This window comes from Priestia sp. GS2 (assembly GCF_036409025.1).
Lineage (GTDB): Bacteria > Bacillota > Bacilli > Bacillales > Bacillaceae_H > Priestia > Priestia aryabhattai_A.
In genome coordinates, this window is record NZ_JAZGJX010000002.1 from 42,561 (window position 1) to 60,335 (window position 17,775).

The following is a 17,775-nucleotide window of genomic DNA, read 5'->3' on the forward strand; positions in this document are numbered from 1 at the left end:
AATGACGACTTTTACAATAAAAGATGTAAAAAAATCGTTTCTAAGCGGCGAACAAACGGAAGATATTTTAAAAGGAATTAAGCTTTCATTAAAAGAAGGTGAAATTACGGCTCTTGTTGGTGCATCAGGTTCTGGAAAAAGCACGCTTCTCACAATTGCAGCTGGACTACAGTCCGCATCGAGCGGACACATTATATTTGAAGGAAATGACTTGGTAACCATGAAACCTGAACAAATACGGAAACTGCGTGCAAGCAAGTTTGGGTTTGTGTTTCAATTTGCTCACCTTGTGCCATTTTTGACGGTTGAAGAACAGCTTCTCTTAATGTTAGACGTAGCCGAAGTATCAATGTCAAAACGAGAAAAGAAGCAAGAAGTACAGCATATCTTAAAACTTGTAGAAATGGAGCATCGAAAGAGCGCATACCCTCCTTCTTTATCAGGAGGAGAAAAACAGCGCGTCGCAATTGCTCGAGCCATCATCCACAAACCAAAAGTATTATTTGCTGATGAACCAACGGCAAGCCTTGATTCAAAGCGTTCAAAAGACATCATGGTCCTTTTACAAAAGTTAACAGAGTCCCTAAAAATCACCACGCTCATCGTTACGCATGATGAAGAAATGCTTACCTATACAAATCGGGTGATTCGTATGAGCGATGGCATTATTATAAATAATTAAAAAAACAACCTTTTCACACCTAACACGGTGAAAAGGTTGTTTTTTTATTTTTTAGATGGTCTACCGATATACTCCATGATAAAAAATCTTTAAAATGCTAACCCTACATCCTATAGTGTTATTTTTTCAAAGTATGATACATAGTGTCCCATATTCAGTTACTGACTTGTTACGTTATACCAACTAGAAAGCGACGAAAGAAGGAATGCTTATGCCAGAGCAAGAATTAGCAAGAGGTTTAAAAAATAGACATGTCCAATTAATTGCTATTGGAGGTGCCATTGGTACGGGACTATTTCTGGGATCAGGAAAGTCCATTAACTTAGCGGGACCTTCTATTTTGTTTGCCTATATGATTACAGGACTAATTGGTTTTCTCATTATGCGCTCACTAGGTGAATTACTCTTAAGCAACCTTAATTATCACTCTTTTGTCGATTTTGTTCGTGATTATTTAGGAGACATGCTTGGGTTTATTACAGGTTGGACCTATTGGTTTTGCTGGATCTGTATCGCTATGGCTGATTTAACAGCTATTGGACTTTACACTCAATATTGGTTTCCATCCGTATCGCAGTGGATACCAGGCCTCATTGCGCTTGTGATTTTACTCATCATGAACCTAGCAACGGTCAAGCTATTTGGTGAAATGGAATTTTGGTTTGCATTAATTAAAATCATTGCCATACTCGCTTTAATTATTATAGGTACTTTTATGATTATTAAAGGTGCGTCCACACCAAATGGAACAGCTAGAGTGAGTAACTTATGGATTCACGGAGGCATGTTTCCAAATGGCATGAACGGTTTTATTCTCTCATTCCAAATGGTTGTATTTGCTTTTGTAGGAATTGAGCTTGTAGGATTAACGGCAGGAGAAACAGAGAATCCTGAGCGCAATATCCCACTTGCTATTAACAATATCCCTATTCGAATTTTACTTTTCTACATCGGTTCCCTTTTCGTCATCATGAGCATCTACCCTTGGAATGATGTAGACCCCTCTCAAAGCCCATTTGTGCAAGTGTTCGCTGCAATTGGCATCATTTCCGCTGCTACGATTGTTAACTTTGTCGTCTTAACATCAGCTGCTTCGGCAGGAAATAGTGCTGTATTCAGTACAAGCCGCATGGTTTATTCCCTGGCTAAAGACCAAGATGCACCAAGTTCTCTAGCAAAAATCAATGCGCGACAAGTGCCTGCAAACGGACTCTTTTTCTCAGCTGTGATCATTTTAATTGGAGTTATTTTAAATTACACCATGCCAGAAGGTGTATTTACTTTAATCACGAGTATTTCAACCGTATCATTCATTTATATATGGGGGATTATCGTTATTTGTCATATGAAATACAAAAAAGAACGTCCTGATTTAGCAAAAGAAAATCCGTTCAAAATGCCACTTTACCCCTATACTAACTATTTAGTTTTAATATTTTTAGCATTTATTTTAGTGGTATTAACTCTCGCTTCAGATACGCGTGTTGCACTATTTGTCACGCCTTTTTGGTTTATTTTGCTCGTTGTTCTCTATAAAGTTAAAAAAACAAAACAAGATTCTTTGAATGATTGACATAATGAACAAAAAGCACCTTCACCAAGAATGTAGAAAGTGAAGGTGCTTTACTTTATAAAACTTATTCGATGCCTAGCTTCTCAATTCGCTTGATTAATCGTTCTTTATATATACCAGAAGAAAAAGATGTTTGAGCTAAATAATCTTCTGCTTCGCTTTGGTATTCTTCTGCGTTTTCAAGTTCTTCCTCATTTCCGTTTTTAAAATACTCACCTGCTCCAATCATCAGTTCACTATGAATATGAAACGCCTTCAATAGTAGTTGGTGGTCATGTTCAAACATTTCTGGTGGCTTTACGCCTTTTAATTCTTTATAAATGTCTTCAAACTCACCTTGTGCTCTTTCAGCAGGCTTTGTTAACTGTTTAAACTCTGAATCCCATTCCGTGTTTGTGTCAATGGAGCTATTTTCAATTGAACGCGAAAACTGTTCTTGTATCGCTACATCCTTCACTAATAAATCGAGAGCGAGCTGCTCATATTCTGCTTCCGTGAGCTTTTTTGGAATCATTATGTAAATGATAACACCGATAATTAAAATAAGACCAGCAATAGTAAGTTGTTTATTATTCTTTCCCATACGTACCACTTCTTCTACACGCAGCGCTGACGTGTTCTGCTTTTTTTGTACAGGTTCACTCATCTTTTCACTTCGATCAATTACTGCACCGCACCCGCTACAAAACTGATCTTCTCTTCCCAGTGAACTTCCACAGTTTGTGCAAAATTTCATCCCTGCCCCTCCTACCTATTTTTTTATAACAAACTAGTAAAATTATACTATAAAATAAATAAAATTAGATAGACTAATTAACCTATACAATACGTTATTATGCTTTACTCTCCAATATTCCAACCTACTGTATACATCAACTCAATCTTTGTTTGATTGCAGCAAATGATTATCTTTAGGTTTTTTCTTTTATGTACTGCGTTTATATGGTGGTATTTTTGATTCATTTACATAGAAAAAGGTTGAGGAATTCCCTCAACCCTTTTTGTATTCTTATCCTGCAAAAAAGCTAATAACCCCTATCAGTACTAGGAATATTAAAATAATAGAAATAACCTGCACAATTCTAAGAACAAATCGCGAGCTAGAGTTATTGTTCCTTTGATCTAGCTTATTATTTAAATCATCTAACTTTCTTTCTATTTCACTTAGACGATCTTCTGTATTCATTTAACCCCTCCTCTACACACCAAACCCATTTACTATTATAGTATAAAATAGAATTTTTTAGTAATTCTATCTATAATAATTATCTATAAAAGACACCCTTCCAACAAATCCTATATTATGTTAAATTGGAATTAATATCCTTATTTACACATAGAGCTTTACTAATAGAAAAGGAGGATATTATGCTAAATTCATATACCTTTATCATTATGACTACTTTAGTGATTCTTATTTTTTCTTACCTTATTGGACGAAAGAAGGAATCGTTGCGATATGTCATTCCCCTTGCTGTAGCAGTGCTTAGCCTAGCAGGATTTATAATTAGCTTACTAGTTGGAGGATGGGAAGGGCTTGGTTATGGAGCGTTGAGCATCATGGTTTTTATAGCTGCTGTACTGTCTTTACTCATCATGACAATTGCTCAAGTGATGAAGCGTAGAAAATAGCTGTTCCACATGGAACTATTTTACTTTCTTTAAGGGGGAACGCTGTGCTATGGATATCGTTTTGGACTTTATTCTTGAAAACCTCTTTATGTTTATCATGATTTTATTTCTAGCATTCTTCATTAGTATTCTGATTAAGAAAAGAGTGCTGGTTCTCACTTTTTCAATTTTCACGCTTATAAGTATTCCGTTCATTTTCATTGCTTGCGGAGTTTTGTACTACCTTTCACATTGGCCTCTTCCCGTGTACTTTGGGTTTGTTGGTTTAATTAGCTTAATCTTTCTTGTTCAAGTTCTTTATAACTATAAAATGTGGAAAAAAGAAGAACAGAGTTAATTTTAAAATAGATTATTTAGGCAACACTAGAGATACCCTTACATAAAGAGGTGTCTCAACGTGAACTCATGGATGCAAAATATAGATTTATCAGCAAAAGGCGTTTGGTTTCCTATTGTAATAAGCGGCGCTTTGTTTCTCTATTCACTCATTATGCCTAAACGCGAAATTAACTGGGTTGATTATTATGTGACGTTCAGCTTTATCGGTTATATCGCATGGGTGATCAACTCTTTAGTTGGTCGAATGTTTGACTTAGTTGATTTAGGGGACAAAAACGTCACAGGAATTGGAGAATTTGTTAGCTATTCCATCATCCCTTCTGCTCTTGCCGTCATCTACGTTAATTATGCTACAGCCAAGAATCGCTGGTCGCTAGTAGTACTTTTCACGGTCATTTCCACATTAATTGAGTGGGGAATGATTGCAGTGGATTACTTACATATCAAAAACTGGAGCTTTTTTGCTTTTTCAGTTATTTTATATTTTATTGTGTTTGCCTTTGTATTACCTTGGCATATGCGGTTTATAAAAAGATAAACTTAAAACTTTACATATCGAGAATTATCGATTAGTATAAGGCCATGGAAAATAAACTTGTAGATATTTTTAAGGTTTTGGGCAATGAAACTCGTTTAGAAATGTTGAAGTGGTTAAAAGATCCAATGGAGCATTTTGATAAGCCTACTGCGCACCTTTCAAAAACTATTAGTGAAAAGGGTGGTGTTTGTGTGGGAGATATTCAAGAACGCGCAAACTTATCACAATCCACTACTTCGCATTATCTCTCAATGCTTCAGCGCATTGGATTATTGGAATCAGAAAGACATGGAAAATGGACTTACTACCGCAGAAACGAAAAAAAGATTGCGGAGATTGCTGAAATCATAAAAAAAGAGCTGTAAGTTCTTTTTTTTGCTTTAACATATCTATAAATCTCGATATAAGGATGTGAAATCATGAAATTTTGGATTTATATTGTGGCTGTGTTAGCTGGAATGTCTCTTAGTATTGAAGGTGCCATTTACGGTGTGCTAGGTCAATCCGTTGGTAAACTAGAAAGCAGCTTTTATAACTTCGCAGTTGGTTCTGTAATCTTAGGAATCGTTGTGCTGTTTTTAGGAAAAGGATCACTTTCCTATACGGTAAAAGCACCGAAATGGCAGCTTACAGGCGGCGTATTTGGCGTTATTTATTTAACAATTTTAGTTATTGGCGTCCCGCTTCTCGGCGTTGGCTTAACAATGATTAGCGTAATTGTCGGACAAATGGCAATGAGTATGATTATTGAACATAAAGGCTGGTTAGGTAGTAGTAAAACACCTATTACAAAAGAAAAAGTAATGGCCGTTGCGTTGATGGCCATCGCTTTACTACTCGTTTTTTAATTAATTAAAGGAGGTTTTACGATGAGTTTTATCTTGCTCATTGCAGCTGTTATCGGTGGAGTATTACTTAGTGCTCAGTCTTCCGTAAACGGGGCGCTCAGTAGAAAAGCCGGTACGTATGAAAGCGCGTTTCTTACCTTTGCAACAGGTGCACTTGTTTTATTTTTACTCATTTTATTTTTTGGCAAAGGTGATGTATTAGCTCTTTTAGATGCGCCAAAATGGCAGCTAAGTGCGGTTTGGTTTGGGGTTGGCTATTTATTCTTAACTGTTTTAGCCGTTCCGAAAATTGGTGTTATTGCAGCCAATATTTCTACGGTTATTGGCCAACTAAGCGCAGGAATTATTATTGATCACTTTGGATTCTTTGGCGGTACACAAATTTCATTAGACTGGAAACGTGGGCTCGCTATTGTGCTAATGTTAATTGCTTTAAGATTAATCTATGTTGGAAACAAAAAGTCTGTTGAAAAAACAACTTCAAAAGTCGCATAGACGATAAAAGCCACTCTAAACGAGTGGCTTTTGTTAGATTATTTCTTTCTCAACACCGCGCGTACTGGGCTTCCGTCTGCTTCCGCTAGTGAAAGTGGTAAAGCGGCTAACTCATAGTCTCCTTCCTCAATAGTATCAAGCACAAGTCCTTCTAAAATATGAACGCTATGTGCCGCCAGTTCATGATGTGCAGCTAGCTCTTTGCTATCAAGCGGGTCCACTGAGGGTAGGTCGAGACCAAGCAAACGAACGCCTTGTTCTTCCAGATATTCGGCTACCCCTTTATCTACAGGTGGAATAGACGTTGGAAAGGTCTCGCGATTCGTCCACGCACCGGTCTTAATAAGCAGTCGCGTTACCCCAGCTAAGTCGATTTTTTTTAGATCTTCAACGCTTATGCTGGAAGGATTGTGAAGGTGCACAACTTTCGATTCTCCAATATAAAGGTTCACGTCTAAGTCCTTTACTTTTTTCCCTTCACTATCAAAATGAAAAGGAGCATCAATATGAGTACCTGTATGTACACTCATTGTAATTTCACCTACATTGACTGAACCAGACTCCTCTTTACTCCAGCTCACCCTGTAGGAAAACGGCGTATCGCCTGGCCAACACGCCACCTTGTTATTAAGCGGTTGTGAAACATCGATCCATTTATTCATTATCTAGCACCCTTTCTATCTATCCTTATAGCTTTGTACGTAGACTCCATAATTCCGGGAAGAAATGCTTATCAAGCGCACGTTTTAAATAGTTTACCCCTGAAGAACCTCCTGTTCCCGGCTTATTGCCGATAATTCGTTCAACGGTACTCATATGGCTAAAGCGCCATGTTTGCTGCTGATTACCAATATCAACAAGCTTTTCAGCTAATTCGTACAGGTCCCAATACTGATCAACATTTCGATATACCGTTAGCCATGCTTCTTCTACGCTTTCATTTGGTTCATATGGCTGTGACCAGTCACGCTGCAATGCTTCCTCATCTACTTTTAATCCTCTCTTTACAAGCGCTCGAATAGAAGCATCATAAATGCTAGGTTCATAAAGAGCCTGAGTCATCTTTTCGTAGAGTGCTTCGTCGTGTTTGTACACCGAAAGCGCATGAATGTTCTTATTACCAAGTGCAAATTCAATTAAACGATTTTGATACGACTGAAATCCTGATGATTGTCCAAGCTTATCGCGAAATTCCATGTATTCAGCTGGCGTCAACGTAGAAAGCACGCTCCATGACTGAATGAGCTGCTGCTGAATTCGTGACACGCGAGAAAGCATTTTAAACGAAGGTTCTAGATTGTTTTCACGAATGCAGGCAATCGCAGCCGAGAGCTCATGCAGAATAAGCTTCATCCACAGCTCGCTTGCTTGGTGAATAACAATAAACAGCATTTCATCATGGTGATCGGAGAGGCGATGCTGACTTGATAGTATGGAATTAAGCTGTAAGTAATCTCCGTATGACATTGCTTTTTCAAAGTTCGTCTGTAGGTTTTGTTCTAATTCTATCGCCGTTCTCTTCTTTTCGTTTGGCGTATTCATGTTATGTCCCCCTTATTGCATCTCTTTAAATTCATCTTTTACTATATTTCTAGGTGCACCTACGTCTACCTTCTTACGCTTTGCAATAAAATATGCAATTGTTAAAAATATAAGCCATGGAATACCAAATTGAAGCATAATCTTAAAGTCTGTGAACCATGTTGTAATCATAAGGATAAGTAGCAAAATAGCTCCTAAAATGGTTAAGTACGGAAAGCCCATCATTCGCACAGGGAGCACGCGCCCACCTGATTTCTCCCATTTTTTACGAAAAAACAGATGAGATATAAAAATCATAAACCAGGTAAACATCGCGCCAAACATGGAAATACCCATCATAAAGGCATAGGAAGACCCAGGAATAAAAGCGTTGACAGCCGCAGCTAAAAAGATGCCACCAGTTGAAATACCTAATGCCCAAACTGGTACGCTTTTCTTGCTGAGCTTACCTAAAAATGCCGGAGCATTATTTGTTTTTGACAAAGAAAACAGCATGCGTGTCGACGCATACAGCTGGCTATTCATCGCAGAAAGAGCCGCTGTTAAAATAATAAAGTTCATAATGCCAGATGCCGCTGGAATATTTAAAATCTCCATCACTTTGACAAACGGGCTTTTGTCAACCTGGGCTTGTTGCCACGGGACAATCATCAGCATAATACCAATTGTTAAAACGTAAAACGTTGTTAAGCGAAATACTGTTGCTTTGAGTGCTTTTGGAACGGCCACATCAGGATCTTTTGCTTCTCCAGAAGTAACGGCAATCATTTCTGTTCCTAGAAAGCTAAAAAGCGAAATAAAAACGGCCACCCACATACCCCAAAAGCCGAACGGTAGAAAGCCTCCATCGTTGACAAGATTTTTCGTACCGATGGCTGAACTTGGCTCTGCACCAAATAATATGTATGAACCTAAGAGGATAAAGCCTACGATAGCGCTAATTTTAATCATTGAAAACCAATATTCAAACGTTGCAAACGTGTTTACGCTCGTTGCGTTAATATAAATTAAAACTCCAGCGAATATCACAATCCACACTACCCCTGGAACGGTTGGAAACCAATACTTCATGTATAATGCAATGGCGCTCACCTCTACTCCTACTGCCAGTACGTTAGCAATCCAATACGAATAGCGAACTAAAAAGCCTGCGAGCGGATGAACATACTTTTCAGAAATGGTACCAAACGATCCTGCTGTCGGGTGAGCAACGGTCATTTCTGCTAAGCATCCCATTAAAAGTAGTACAACAAATGCTCCTAACGCATAGCTAGCCAATACGCTTGGCCCAGCTGTTTGAATTGCAAGTCCACTTCCTAAAAATAAACCTGTACCAATTGCACAGCCCATTGAAATCATCGTCAGCTGGCTCGTTTTTAACTTTCGCTTCAACCCTTTATCTTGATTTTCATTCGTATGCAGGTGAGATTGATTGGTTTTCATAGGTCATCTCCTCTTAGATTGAACTTTTACCTATAGAAACTGCTTACTTCGTTCAAGTAAGCAGCTGTTAATTTACGCGACGACTTCGCGCTCGTTTTTAAATTGTTCGTAAAGCTTCTCACTCATGATTTTTTTCAATGCTTGAACTACTTCCCACACCTCGCTATAGGACGTATATAAAGCTACAGGTGCTAAGCGAATAATATTTGGCGCACGAAAGTCAGGAATAATTCCTTCTTTCTTTAACGCTTTACAAATACGTGCTGCTTCTTTATGTTCAAGACTCACGTGGCCACCTCGGCGTTTGTCATCCGTATGGCTGCCAAGAGTAAACCCGTATTCTTTTAACTCTGCGTTTAGTAAATCTATTAAGTACCGATTAATACGAAGTGATTTTGTTCGAATGCGTTCAATGCCTGCTTCCTTAAACAGCTCAAGTGACCCGATTAGCGGTGCCAGACTGAGCACATGTGGCGTACCAATCTGATAAGCACCTGCTGTATGAGCCGGTGTTAGCGTATGCTCCATATCAAACTGCTTTTCTTTCTTTGAGCTGAACCAACCTGCTAAGCCTGGAAGAGTCCCAAAATGCTTTTTATTCACGTATAAACCACCAACAGCTCCTGGCCCACCGTTTAAATGTTTATAGTTGCACCAGTAAGCAAAATCAACGCCCCAGTCGCTAAACTGATGAGGAATTGCTCCAATGGAATGGCAGCCGTCAAATCCAATAATGATTCCGCGCTTATGAGCTTCCGTAGTCAAGCGTTCCATATCTAATACTTGACCGCTTCGATACAAGACAGTTGGCAAGACAATTAACGCTACCTCATCTGTCATCGCTTCAATGATATCCTCTTCCTCTAAAAAGCGACCATCGCGGCTTTTTACGCAAACTAAATGTTCATCGGGATCGTAGCCACGCGTACGCAGCTGACTTTGAAGCGCATAGATATCGGATGGAAACGTCAGCTCATCCGCTAAAATTTTCGTACGTGTTCCGCTTGGTTCGTAAAACGTTGAAACGAGTTGATGAAGGTTTACCGTTGTTGAACCTGTTACAATAACCTCTTCAGGAGAACCTCCTACAAGCGGCGCCATCATTTCACCAAGTTGTTCAGATAGTGAAAACCAAGGATATTTCCCTTGTGTCCAGCCGTCAATTCCCTGCTCTTTCCAATCTGTGATAACTTCCATCAGCGTTGTTTCAGCTCGCTTCGATAGAAGCCCTAGCGAATTTCCATCCATATAAATACTGCCTGGCTTGAGGTAAAATTCTTCTCGAAAAGCCGCTAATTTATCCTGCGCATCCAGCTTCTCTGCGCATTCTTTTGTTGAGTCAAACATCGTATTCTCCCCCTTTTAGCATTTGTAATCGCTATCTTAACAAAAGATTATCAAACAATATGACACAGTGTCAATATTATATTTCTGAAAATTATAAACATTTTCAGAAACTACCTCTTTTCCTTTTATCAGATTTTCTATATGCTAGAAATTAAAGAAAGCTGGGAGGGATCGTCCATCATGACAGAACATAACATAGAAGATAAGCGACATTTGCGTTCGATTAAAACGCGCCAAAAACTATTACACGCAGCCAAAGAAGTGTTTATGGAAGAAGGGTTTCAAAAAACAACCATTAAACAGGTTATTGAAAAAGCTGAAGTTGGCTACGGAACAGCGTACGTTCATTTTAAAGGAAAAGAAGAGCTATTAATCGTTCTCATGGACAGCGTCATGGCGGAATTCTATAAGATTGCAGAAACCTCCTTTTTTCCACAAACAAAAGAGGAAGCAACGGATATCATTCATAAACAAACAAATGCTTTTTTACATATGGCCGAGCATGAACGCAGCATGATGCAGGTATTCGAACAAGCAATTGGAATTGCTCCTGTCGTATCGGAAAGCTGGAAAAACATTCGAAAGAAATTTATTCAGCGCATCTCACAAGATATCGCTTATGCTCAAAAGAAGGGGCTTGCTAGAGATGAATTAAATCATGAGTTAGTAGCAAGAGGCTGGTTTTTCACTAATGAAATGTATCTATGGGATATCGTTCGGCATGAATATGAAAGCTCCATTGAAGAAATTGCGCGGAACATTGCATCTGTTTACATTCGAGGGCTATATAAATAAGAAAAAGCCCCTACAAGGGCTTTTCTTATTTATCTTTTAACGTACGTTTTAAGAACTCACGCGTACGTTCTTGTGTTGGATTATTAAAGATTTGCTCAGGAGTACCTTCTTCTGCAATGACACCTTTATCCATAAAGACAATGCGATCTGATACCTCTTTAGCAAATTCCATTTCATGCGTTACAATAAGCATTGTTAGACCTGACTCGGCAAGTTCCTTCATAACCTTTAATACTTCTCCTACCATCTCAGGGTCTAAAGCTGATGTTGGTTCATCAAACAAAAGGACATCAGGCTTCATGGACAAAGCACGAGCAATGGCCACACGCTGCTTTTGACCACCTGAAAGCTGTCTTGGCTTTGCATTAATATATTGATCCATTCCAACGACCTTTAAATAGCCCAACGCTACCTTTTCAGCTTCTTCTTTTGAACGCTTTAATACTTTGACTTGTCCTACCACGCAGTTATTTAAAACATTATGGTTATCAAATAGGTTGAACTGTTGAAAAACCATTCCTAGGTTTTTGCGGTAATCAAAAAGATTATGACGGTCATCTAAAATGTTTTCGCCTTTGTAAATAATCTGTCCACCGTTTGGCTGTTCTAATAAATTGATACAGCGAAGGAGCGTTGACTTCCCTGATCCTGAAGAACCAATAATCGTCACGACTTCTCCTTTGTTAACAGAGAAATTAATATCCTTTAATACTTCATGACTTCCATAAGCTTTGTTTAAATGCTGAATATCAATTACTTGTTCCATTTTCTTATACCTCCTTACCCTTCATTATCGATTTTGGTCCGTTTTAATCATCGTGTAGCTATCGGGTCCGTCTAATTTACGCTCAAAGTAACGCAGAATCTGTGATACTGCAAACGTCATGACGAAGTAAATCATACAAGCAACAAAGAATGATTCAAAATATCTAAAGTTGTTTCCTGCGACTGATTTCGTAACAAAGTATAGCTCAGACACAGAAATAACGTTCAATACTGACGTATCTTTAATATTAATCACAAACTGGTTACCCGTTGCTGGTAAGATGTTACGAATAACTTGAGGCAAAACAACATTCATCATTGTTTGATAATGATTCATCCCAATGGCTTTAGCTGCCTCGAACTGTCCCTTATCAACTGAAATAATACCCCCTCGTACAATCTCAGCCATATATGCTCCCGTATTAATTGATACAACAATCACCGCTGCTAACATCACGTTCATATCAAACCCAAATGCAAGCGCTGAACCATAGTAAATAACCATTGCTTGCACGATCATTGGCGTACCTCGGAAAAATTCAATGTATACAGATAAAACGAAATTCGTTACCTTCAACCCTGCTTTTTTCAGCCCGCTCTTTGGCGTTGGAACAGTGCGGACAATACCGGCAACCAACCCAATAATCGCTCCAATAACGGTACCTGTTAGCGCAATTAGCAGCGTCATCCCAGCTCCGCGTAGGAACATTGGCCAGTTTTCTGAGATGATTGTGATAATCCATTCAAAACTCATCGTTCTTCCTCCTTTACCTCATTACAAAACCGACTGCAGTATACAGCCGGTTTTATGTCATCATTATTTTGCTGCTGGTTGATTTTTGATTGCCGTATCCATAATGTTAGTGCGCTCGTCTTCTGAAATGCCTTTTAAGGCTTTATTAATTTCTTCTTTTAGTTCACTGTCTTTTTTAAGACCTACCGCTACAGCTGTATCATCAGCTGATGTTTTAAAGCCATCTTTGAACTCAACCATTGCAAAATTATCGTTTGCTGCTGAAGCACTTACTGCTTCAGGTCGCTCTGATACATAACCATCAATAACTCCTGACTCTAACGCTACGCGCATTGCTGGGAAATTATCCATTGCTGTTTCTTTTGATACACCTTTAATTTGATCAATTACTGAATAGTGGAACGTGTTTAATTGAGCCGTAACTTTTGCACCTTTGAAATCTGCAATTTTTGTAGCTCCCTCATACCTACCACCTTTTTTCACAACCATTACTAAGTTTGAATTATAGTAGTTATCAGAGAAATCGATTGTTTCTTTTCGCTCTGAGGTTGGTGACATTCCTGCAACAATCGCATCAATCTTACCTGATGTTAAGGCTGGTACAAGTCCATCCCACTCAGTTTTTACAATTACTAGCTCTTTGCCTAATCCATCAGCAATTTTCTTGGCCATTTCAACATCGTAGCCGCCTGCATACTGTGAGCTGCCTTTAATTTTAACCGCGCCATTTGAATCGTCGTTCTGAGTCCAGTTAAATGGTGGATAGCCCGCTTCTAAACCTACCGTAAACGTATCAGCATCTCCTGAACCTGATGCTGACTCACTGCTTTGCCCACAGCCTGCTAATAAAACGACTGCTGAAAGCAATAATGTTAAGAAAAACCCTGCTTTTCTTTTCATAATTTGTTTCCCCCTTATATCTTTTTAAGCTTTGAAGACAATAAAAAAACGACCCGAGATATACTCAGGTCGTTTCGTTCATCGTTCCCTAAAGTCCTCTCTTTTAAAAGATGAGATAGCACAACTCAATAAGCTGGTAAACTTATCGAGACAGTCCTGCAGTTCTTCACTACAGACCCAGCAAGCAATCGTTGAGAACAATTTACTCACTTCGGCGATATTTCCTTCTCCCTAGCTTCAACGTCTCTCAAACTCTACTAAAGACTGTTAAATACCGCGCCTCTACCTCACTTGACTAAAAGTGAGGTCTTATTAAATTTGTTTCAAGTCTACATCTTTCTTCCTAATCTGTCAATCTGGTTTTTATTGGATAGGTTGTTGGATAATCCTTCCACCTCTAGATAATACCAATTTTATACAGAATAAAAAGATTAATTTAATGAATGTTGGTTTTTCTAAAGTTTCCACCCTTTACTTCGGCAACGTCATATACGCGCACAAATGCGTTCGGATCAATCTCGTTGATAATTTCCTTCATCTTACTTTCCTCTAAACGGTTAATGACGCACGTAATTTCTTTGAACTTCTCATGAGAATATCCGCCGTATACTTCTTTATATGTAGCGCTTCGACCAAGTCGATCACGAATCGTTTTAACCATTAAGACAGGCTCACTTGTAATAATTTCAAACGCTTTTGAACCGCTTAGTCCTACTTCAACGACATGAATGACCTTTGAAGCAATGAAGTAAGCAATTGCAGAAAGGATAGCTCCTTGTAAGCCAAACACAAAAGAAACCACGATAAAAACAAACATATTTAAAAATAAAATAAGGTCACTTGTTCCAAACGGGGACTTTCGTGAAAGGAGAACAGCAAGCATATCAATACCGTCCAATGCGCCTCCGTTACGCAGTGCTAAACCCATTCCAAAACCAAGGATTACACCACCTACAACGGTTACTAAAAGCGTATCTCCTTCGATAATTGCTGGAGTATGATGCATAAGAGTTGTACTAATTGCTAGAGAAGCAATACCGATGATTGAAAAGATAGCGAAGCTTTTTCCAATTTGTTTATATCCTAACCAAATGAACGGAAGGTTGATAATAGCGATTAACACACCTAGTGGAACTCCAAAAAGCTGTGAACCAACGATGCTAAGTCCCGTTACGCCCCCATCAGATACGCTATTTGGAATTAATACTGTTTCTAACCCATAACCTGCGATAATGCCACCAATGATGACTAAAAGGCCTCGAAACAGCAGCTTTTTTTTACTCGATTTTCGATGCTGTTTTAACGCATTCATGTAATTCCTCACTTCTAATGTTTTTTGACACACATAATTTTATCATAAAATCATCTTCATTTATAAGATTAAGGTATCTCTAACAGATAATACGCATAACAAACGTAAATAGCCAGTCATCGGTTTAGTACCGAAAACTGGCTATTTAACTACTTTAAAAATGGAAATAATTTTAAAAAAATCATTGTAAACTTATTGTAGTTCTTCGTCTTCATCTTCAGGAAGTTCAGGTTCATACAATCCTAGAAAACAACTTGTTGTAAAGGTAGCTTGTGTCATAAATAAACCTGTAGCAGCAACAAAATTATAAAGATACTTTTTCATTTAAATCAATCTCCTTCTTTATTAAAATTTTATCTATTGAGTGTATGATAAATACTCCAATAGGTGTAATCGTAAATGTTTGATAAACCAGTACTTGCATGATGACAATTGCATATGCCTTGGGAATAAATAAACTTATAATCATCAGAAATAGTGCAATTAAAATAGAGGTCCATTTATTTTTTTGTTTCTGCGAATTACTAAAAGCTGCTTCTTTCTTAAATAAAATGGGTGCATATCGCCAAACAAAGAAAATGACTATTGGATAAGCAATGATCTGCCAATAAATAATATCAAGCATAGGTGAGAGATACTTAGAAGTAAAAGAAATGGTGAAGATAAGCATAACGCTTGCAATTAAACAGTGATGAAATTTAGAGAAATGTGCTCCTCCGGAAAACATTCGAAACATGGATAGAGACAGTAAGCAAAGTAATGTGAGAAAAAATAGATCAAATAGAGAGCCCAATAGTAAAACAATGAAAACCTGATAAAGTAAAATAATCATCATTTCTAAACCATAGCGAATTTTTCCGCTTACTTTTCTAAAGCTACTTTCGTGAGCAATAACTTCATTGGTTATTGCTTGAGCTAAGTCTTTTGGTCCCCAATTCACACTTACTCCTCCAAACAAACTATAATTTACAATCGTTATATTAGCACAAAAATACTATTAAGTTAAATTAATACAGTTAAATTAAAACGCAAAAACTCCCCTAAAAATTCTTATTTTGGAATTTATAGTACATTTTTAAACCTTTATACGTCATGCTAGTATTTTAGATTTAGTATTTATAAGATAATTTTTATAACCCATCTATATTGCTCAACTATAGTTCAGAAAGGCTGGTGAAAGTACTGTCTATTTATAGTCAGATGATTAAAGGCTTATTAGAAGGTAGTATTCTATCTCTTATTAAGCAAAATGAAATATATGGATATGAATTAATTGAGAAGTTGAGGAAAGGTGGATTTAACAAAGTAAGTGAAGGAACCATTTATCCTCTATTGCTGAGATTACAGAAAGAAAAGCTTATTTCTGCCTACTTTATTGAATCCAAAACAGGACCAAGGCGAAAGTATTACAAAATAACACCAGAAGGTCTAGAATTTTTACAAGGCTTTGAAGATGAATGGGTAAAATTAGAAAAATCAGTAAATTATTTTCTAAAACATAGAGAGGAGCACTCACGAGTATGACTTATCAAGAGGTTGAAAGATTAAAGCTTAGATTAACTAAGTACAATAAGCAACAGTTTGAAGAGTTTTGTCTATATTTATCTAGCAGCGATTTAGACACGAAAAAACGTAACGAAATTAGAGATGAAATACTTGATCACCTTTTAGAGGGAGAGAAACAAGGAAAAGACTTTCACGACTTATTTGGTCAAAACCCCAGAGAATATACACAAAAAATTGTAGAACAGCTACCAAAAAGCTCTTTAAAAGAAAAAATAACCTTTGGGCTTAGTATTCTACTCATCTCAACTATTATTATCTTTAGCCGTTCACATAACGATTCATCTTTATTTGTTGATTTAACTTTATTTTCCATATTAAGTAGCGTTGTCATCCTAGGTTTTTTTAAATTGAATAAGCGTTTTGCCTTTACAAGCTCTATCATGAGCATTCTAATTTTAACTCTCATTATTCAGGTTGCAGGTGTATTATATTACTTTTTAAAAATCCTTTTTATCAACATTAGCTAAAACAGTCTCGATGGTAGTAGCATTCATTTTATTCTGTTTTAGAGACTACATAACAATGGCTAAGCAACAACACAAGAGCCATATTAACCTACAGAAGAAATTCCTAATACTAGTAACAGATGATTGGTTATCTTCTCTTCACTTTTTAAAGGACTTCTTAATGAAACCACTAAGTCACGCCTATTAAATATACTTAGGCGTGACAAATCCTTCAATAAGGCCTGCTATTAAAAGTAACACAACAATAATACCTACTGTTGATAGATTCCTTTTCCAGTTCTTTTTTTGAAAATAAAATTTAAAACCAACGAATCCTATGTAACCGGCTAATAATAAAGCTGGAATCTCAAAAATTCCATGTGGCAATATGCTTATACATAATTCCCAGACGCTTGTGCCATTTAAATACTGACTCGCTATTACACCCCCAAGCCAAAATCCATTGATTACTAATACTAAAAAAGTAGAAAGCCCAAAACAAAGAATTCCGGAAAGTAACATAAGCACCACTTTAAAATTTTGAATAAAAAAGAATGTTGCTCCTGAAATCCCTTCTCGTTTCGCATAATAATTATTGTTGTTACTAATAGCTTCGTTCACATCTGCACTTAAAACCAAACCTAGTCCAAAAATTAAGCTTAAGAAAAAACATCCAACAGAAAATAGAAATAAATATCTATCTTTTAATAATTTTTCCATTTTTACCACCTTAAGATTTTTTTTATGTAAGAATTTTGATATAATAAATTAAGGGAAACGACCGACATCGTTCCCCTC

Annotated in this window: 24 protein-coding genes and 1 riboswitch; of the genes, 11 read left to right on the forward strand and 13 right to left on the reverse strand. The window is 37.4% G+C overall.

Annotation, left to right across the window (positions count from 1 at the left end):
* The first annotated feature begins 1 nt into the window (after nt 1).
* Together V2145_RS19490 and V2145_RS19495 are read left to right on the forward strand one after the other, a co-directional pair.
* A complete protein-coding gene (locus V2145_RS19490) occupies nt 2–682 on the forward strand; it encodes an ABC transporter ATP-binding protein (RefSeq protein WP_311859526.1) in 681 nt (226 codons plus the stop codon).
* Nucleotides 683–893: 211 nt separating this feature from the next.
* Nucleotides 894–2,255 carry an amino acid permease gene (locus V2145_RS19495; RefSeq protein ID WP_094911435.1) on the forward strand — a complete coding sequence of 454 codons (1,362 nt, stop codon included), beginning with the start codon at nt 894–896 and terminating at the stop codon, nt 2,253–2,255.
* A 64-nt stretch (nt 2,256–2,319) separates the two neighbouring features.
* Here V2145_RS19495 and V2145_RS19500 read toward each other — a convergent pair whose 3' ends face one another.
* Both V2145_RS19500 and V2145_RS19505 read right to left on the reverse strand, forming a co-directional pair.
* Nucleotides 2,320–2,991, reverse strand: coding sequence for a zinc-ribbon domain-containing protein (locus V2145_RS19500; RefSeq protein WP_094911434.1), 672 nt, complete (start codon nt 2,989–2,991; stop codon nt 2,320–2,322).
* A 273-nt stretch (nt 2,992–3,264) separates the two neighbouring features.
* Nucleotides 3,265–3,441 carry a hypothetical protein gene (locus V2145_RS19505; RefSeq protein WP_165932516.1) on the reverse strand — a complete coding sequence of 59 codons (177 nt, stop codon included), beginning with the start codon at nt 3,439–3,441 and terminating at the stop codon, nt 3,265–3,267.
* A 182-nt stretch (nt 3,442–3,623) separates the two neighbouring features.
* Between V2145_RS19505 and V2145_RS19510 the strand changes: the two genes are divergently transcribed.
* The 6 genes from V2145_RS19510 to V2145_RS19535 are packed head-to-tail and all read left to right on the forward strand — an operon-like array spanning nt 3,624 to nt 6,107.
* The gene (locus V2145_RS19510) at nt 3,624–3,887 is read left to right on the forward strand and encodes a YesK family protein (protein WP_094911433.1); all 264 of its coding nucleotides are present in this window, start codon (nt 3,624–3,626) and stop codon (nt 3,885–3,887) included.
* 49 nt (nt 3,888–3,936) lie between these two features.
* A complete protein-coding gene (locus tag V2145_RS19515) occupies nt 3,937–4,224 on the forward strand; it encodes a hypothetical protein (protein WP_330988158.1) in 288 nt (95 codons plus the stop codon).
* A 60-nt stretch (nt 4,225–4,284) separates the two neighbouring features.
* The gene (locus tag V2145_RS19520) at nt 4,285–4,764 is read left to right on the forward strand and encodes a hypothetical protein (protein ID WP_311859533.1); all 480 of its coding nucleotides are present in this window, start codon (nt 4,285–4,287) and stop codon (nt 4,762–4,764) included.
* Between the two features lie 44 nt (nt 4,765–4,808).
* Nucleotides 4,809–5,129 carry an ArsR/SmtB family transcription factor gene (locus tag V2145_RS19525; RefSeq protein ID WP_094911430.1) on the forward strand — a complete coding sequence of 107 codons (321 nt, stop codon included), beginning with the start codon at nt 4,809–4,811 and terminating at the stop codon, nt 5,127–5,129.
* A 54-nt stretch (nt 5,130–5,183) separates the two neighbouring features.
* Complete coding sequence (locus V2145_RS19530; protein ID WP_094911429.1) at nt 5,184–5,612, forward strand: DMT family transporter; 429 nt, start codon at nt 5,184–5,186, stop codon at nt 5,610–5,612.
* A 21-nt stretch (nt 5,613–5,633) separates the two neighbouring features.
* The gene (locus V2145_RS19535) at nt 5,634–6,107 is read left to right on the forward strand and encodes a DMT family transporter (RefSeq protein ID WP_094911428.1); all 474 of its coding nucleotides are present in this window, start codon (nt 5,634–5,636) and stop codon (nt 6,105–6,107) included.
* Nucleotides 6,108–6,145: 38 nt separating this feature from the next.
* On the opposite strand, the gene kynB is transcribed toward V2145_RS19535, so the two are convergent.
* The 4 genes from kynB to kynU all read right to left on the reverse strand — a co-directional run bounded on the left by kynB (nt 6,146) and on the right by kynU (nt 10,439).
* The gene (kynB, locus tag V2145_RS19540; protein ID WP_311859537.1) at nt 6,146–6,769 is read right to left on the reverse strand and encodes an arylformamidase; all 624 of its coding nucleotides are present in this window, start codon (nt 6,767–6,769) and stop codon (nt 6,146–6,148) included.
* A 25-nt stretch (nt 6,770–6,794) separates the two neighbouring features.
* The gene (gene kynA, locus V2145_RS19545; RefSeq protein ID WP_311859540.1) at nt 6,795–7,649 is read right to left on the reverse strand and encodes a tryptophan 2,3-dioxygenase; all 855 of its coding nucleotides are present in this window, start codon (nt 7,647–7,649) and stop codon (nt 6,795–6,797) included.
* A gap of 12 nt (nt 7,650–7,661) precedes the next feature.
* Nucleotides 7,662–9,092 carry an amino acid permease gene (locus V2145_RS19550; RefSeq protein WP_094911425.1) on the reverse strand — a complete coding sequence of 477 codons (1,431 nt, stop codon included), beginning with the start codon at nt 9,090–9,092 and terminating at the stop codon, nt 7,662–7,664.
* Between the two features lie 72 nt (nt 9,093–9,164).
* Nucleotides 9,165–10,439: a kynureninase gene (kynU, locus tag V2145_RS19555; protein WP_311859542.1), complete on the reverse strand. Its 1,275-nt coding sequence runs from the start codon at nt 10,437–10,439 to the stop codon at nt 9,165–9,167.
* Between the two features lie 180 nt (nt 10,440–10,619).
* Here kynU and V2145_RS19560 point away from each other — a divergent pair, with 180 nt between their 5' ends.
* A complete protein-coding gene (locus V2145_RS19560) occupies nt 10,620–11,234 on the forward strand; it encodes a TetR/AcrR family transcriptional regulator (RefSeq protein ID WP_131887168.1) in 615 nt (204 codons plus the stop codon).
* 25 nt (nt 11,235–11,259) lie between these two features.
* Here V2145_RS19560 and V2145_RS19565 read toward each other — a convergent pair whose 3' ends face one another.
* From V2145_RS19565 to V2145_RS19590, 6 genes are all read right to left on the reverse strand, one after another.
* Nucleotides 11,260–12,000 (reverse strand): amino acid ABC transporter ATP-binding protein, encoded by a 741-nt coding sequence (locus V2145_RS19565; protein WP_094911423.1) that lies wholly within the window; start codon nt 11,998–12,000, stop codon nt 11,260–11,262.
* A 24-nt stretch (nt 12,001–12,024) separates the two neighbouring features.
* Nucleotides 12,025–12,753, reverse strand: coding sequence for an amino acid ABC transporter permease (locus V2145_RS19570; RefSeq protein ID WP_094911422.1), 729 nt, complete (start codon nt 12,751–12,753; stop codon nt 12,025–12,027).
* 63 nt (nt 12,754–12,816) lie between these two features.
* On the reverse strand, nt 12,817–13,653 hold the full coding sequence (locus tag V2145_RS19575) for a transporter substrate-binding domain-containing protein (protein ID WP_330988159.1): 837 nt from the start codon (nt 13,651–13,653) through the stop codon (nt 12,817–12,819).
* Nucleotides 13,654–13,761: 108 nt separating this feature from the next.
* Nucleotides 13,762–13,946: riboswitch (Lysine riboswitch) on the reverse strand.
* Between the two features lie 143 nt (nt 13,947–14,089).
* Nucleotides 14,090–14,965, reverse strand: coding sequence for a YitT family protein (locus V2145_RS19580; RefSeq protein WP_222582569.1), 876 nt, complete (start codon nt 14,963–14,965; stop codon nt 14,090–14,092).
* Between the two features lie 192 nt (nt 14,966–15,157).
* Nucleotides 15,158–15,289 carry an AgrD family cyclic lactone autoinducer peptide gene (locus V2145_RS19585; protein ID WP_119543731.1) on the reverse strand — a complete coding sequence of 44 codons (132 nt, stop codon included), beginning with the start codon at nt 15,287–15,289 and terminating at the stop codon, nt 15,158–15,160.
* Nucleotides 15,270–15,905: an accessory gene regulator ArgB-like protein gene (locus V2145_RS19590; protein ID WP_165932517.1), complete on the reverse strand. Its 636-nt coding sequence runs from the start codon at nt 15,903–15,905 to the stop codon at nt 15,270–15,272. The genes V2145_RS19585 and V2145_RS19590 overlap by 20 nt, the downstream gene beginning before the upstream one ends.
* 248 nt (nt 15,906–16,153) lie before the next feature.
* Between V2145_RS19590 and V2145_RS19595 the strand changes: the two genes are divergently transcribed.
* Both V2145_RS19595 and V2145_RS19600 read left to right on the forward strand, forming a co-directional pair.
* Nucleotides 16,154–16,489: a PadR family transcriptional regulator gene (locus tag V2145_RS19595; RefSeq protein ID WP_094911488.1), complete on the forward strand. Its 336-nt coding sequence runs from the start codon at nt 16,154–16,156 to the stop codon at nt 16,487–16,489.
* The gene (locus V2145_RS19600) at nt 16,486–16,998 is read left to right on the forward strand and encodes a DUF1129 family protein (protein WP_222582568.1); all 513 of its coding nucleotides are present in this window, start codon (nt 16,486–16,488) and stop codon (nt 16,996–16,998) included. The genes V2145_RS19595 and V2145_RS19600 overlap by 4 nt, the downstream gene beginning before the upstream one ends.
* A 183-nt stretch (nt 16,999–17,181) precedes the next feature.
* On the opposite strand, the gene V2145_RS19605 is transcribed toward V2145_RS19600, so the two are convergent.
* Nucleotides 17,182–17,697 (reverse strand): stage II sporulation protein M, encoded by a 516-nt coding sequence (locus tag V2145_RS19605; protein ID WP_094911417.1) that lies wholly within the window; start codon nt 17,695–17,697, stop codon nt 17,182–17,184.
* Nucleotides 17,698–17,775: the final 78 nt, after the last annotated feature.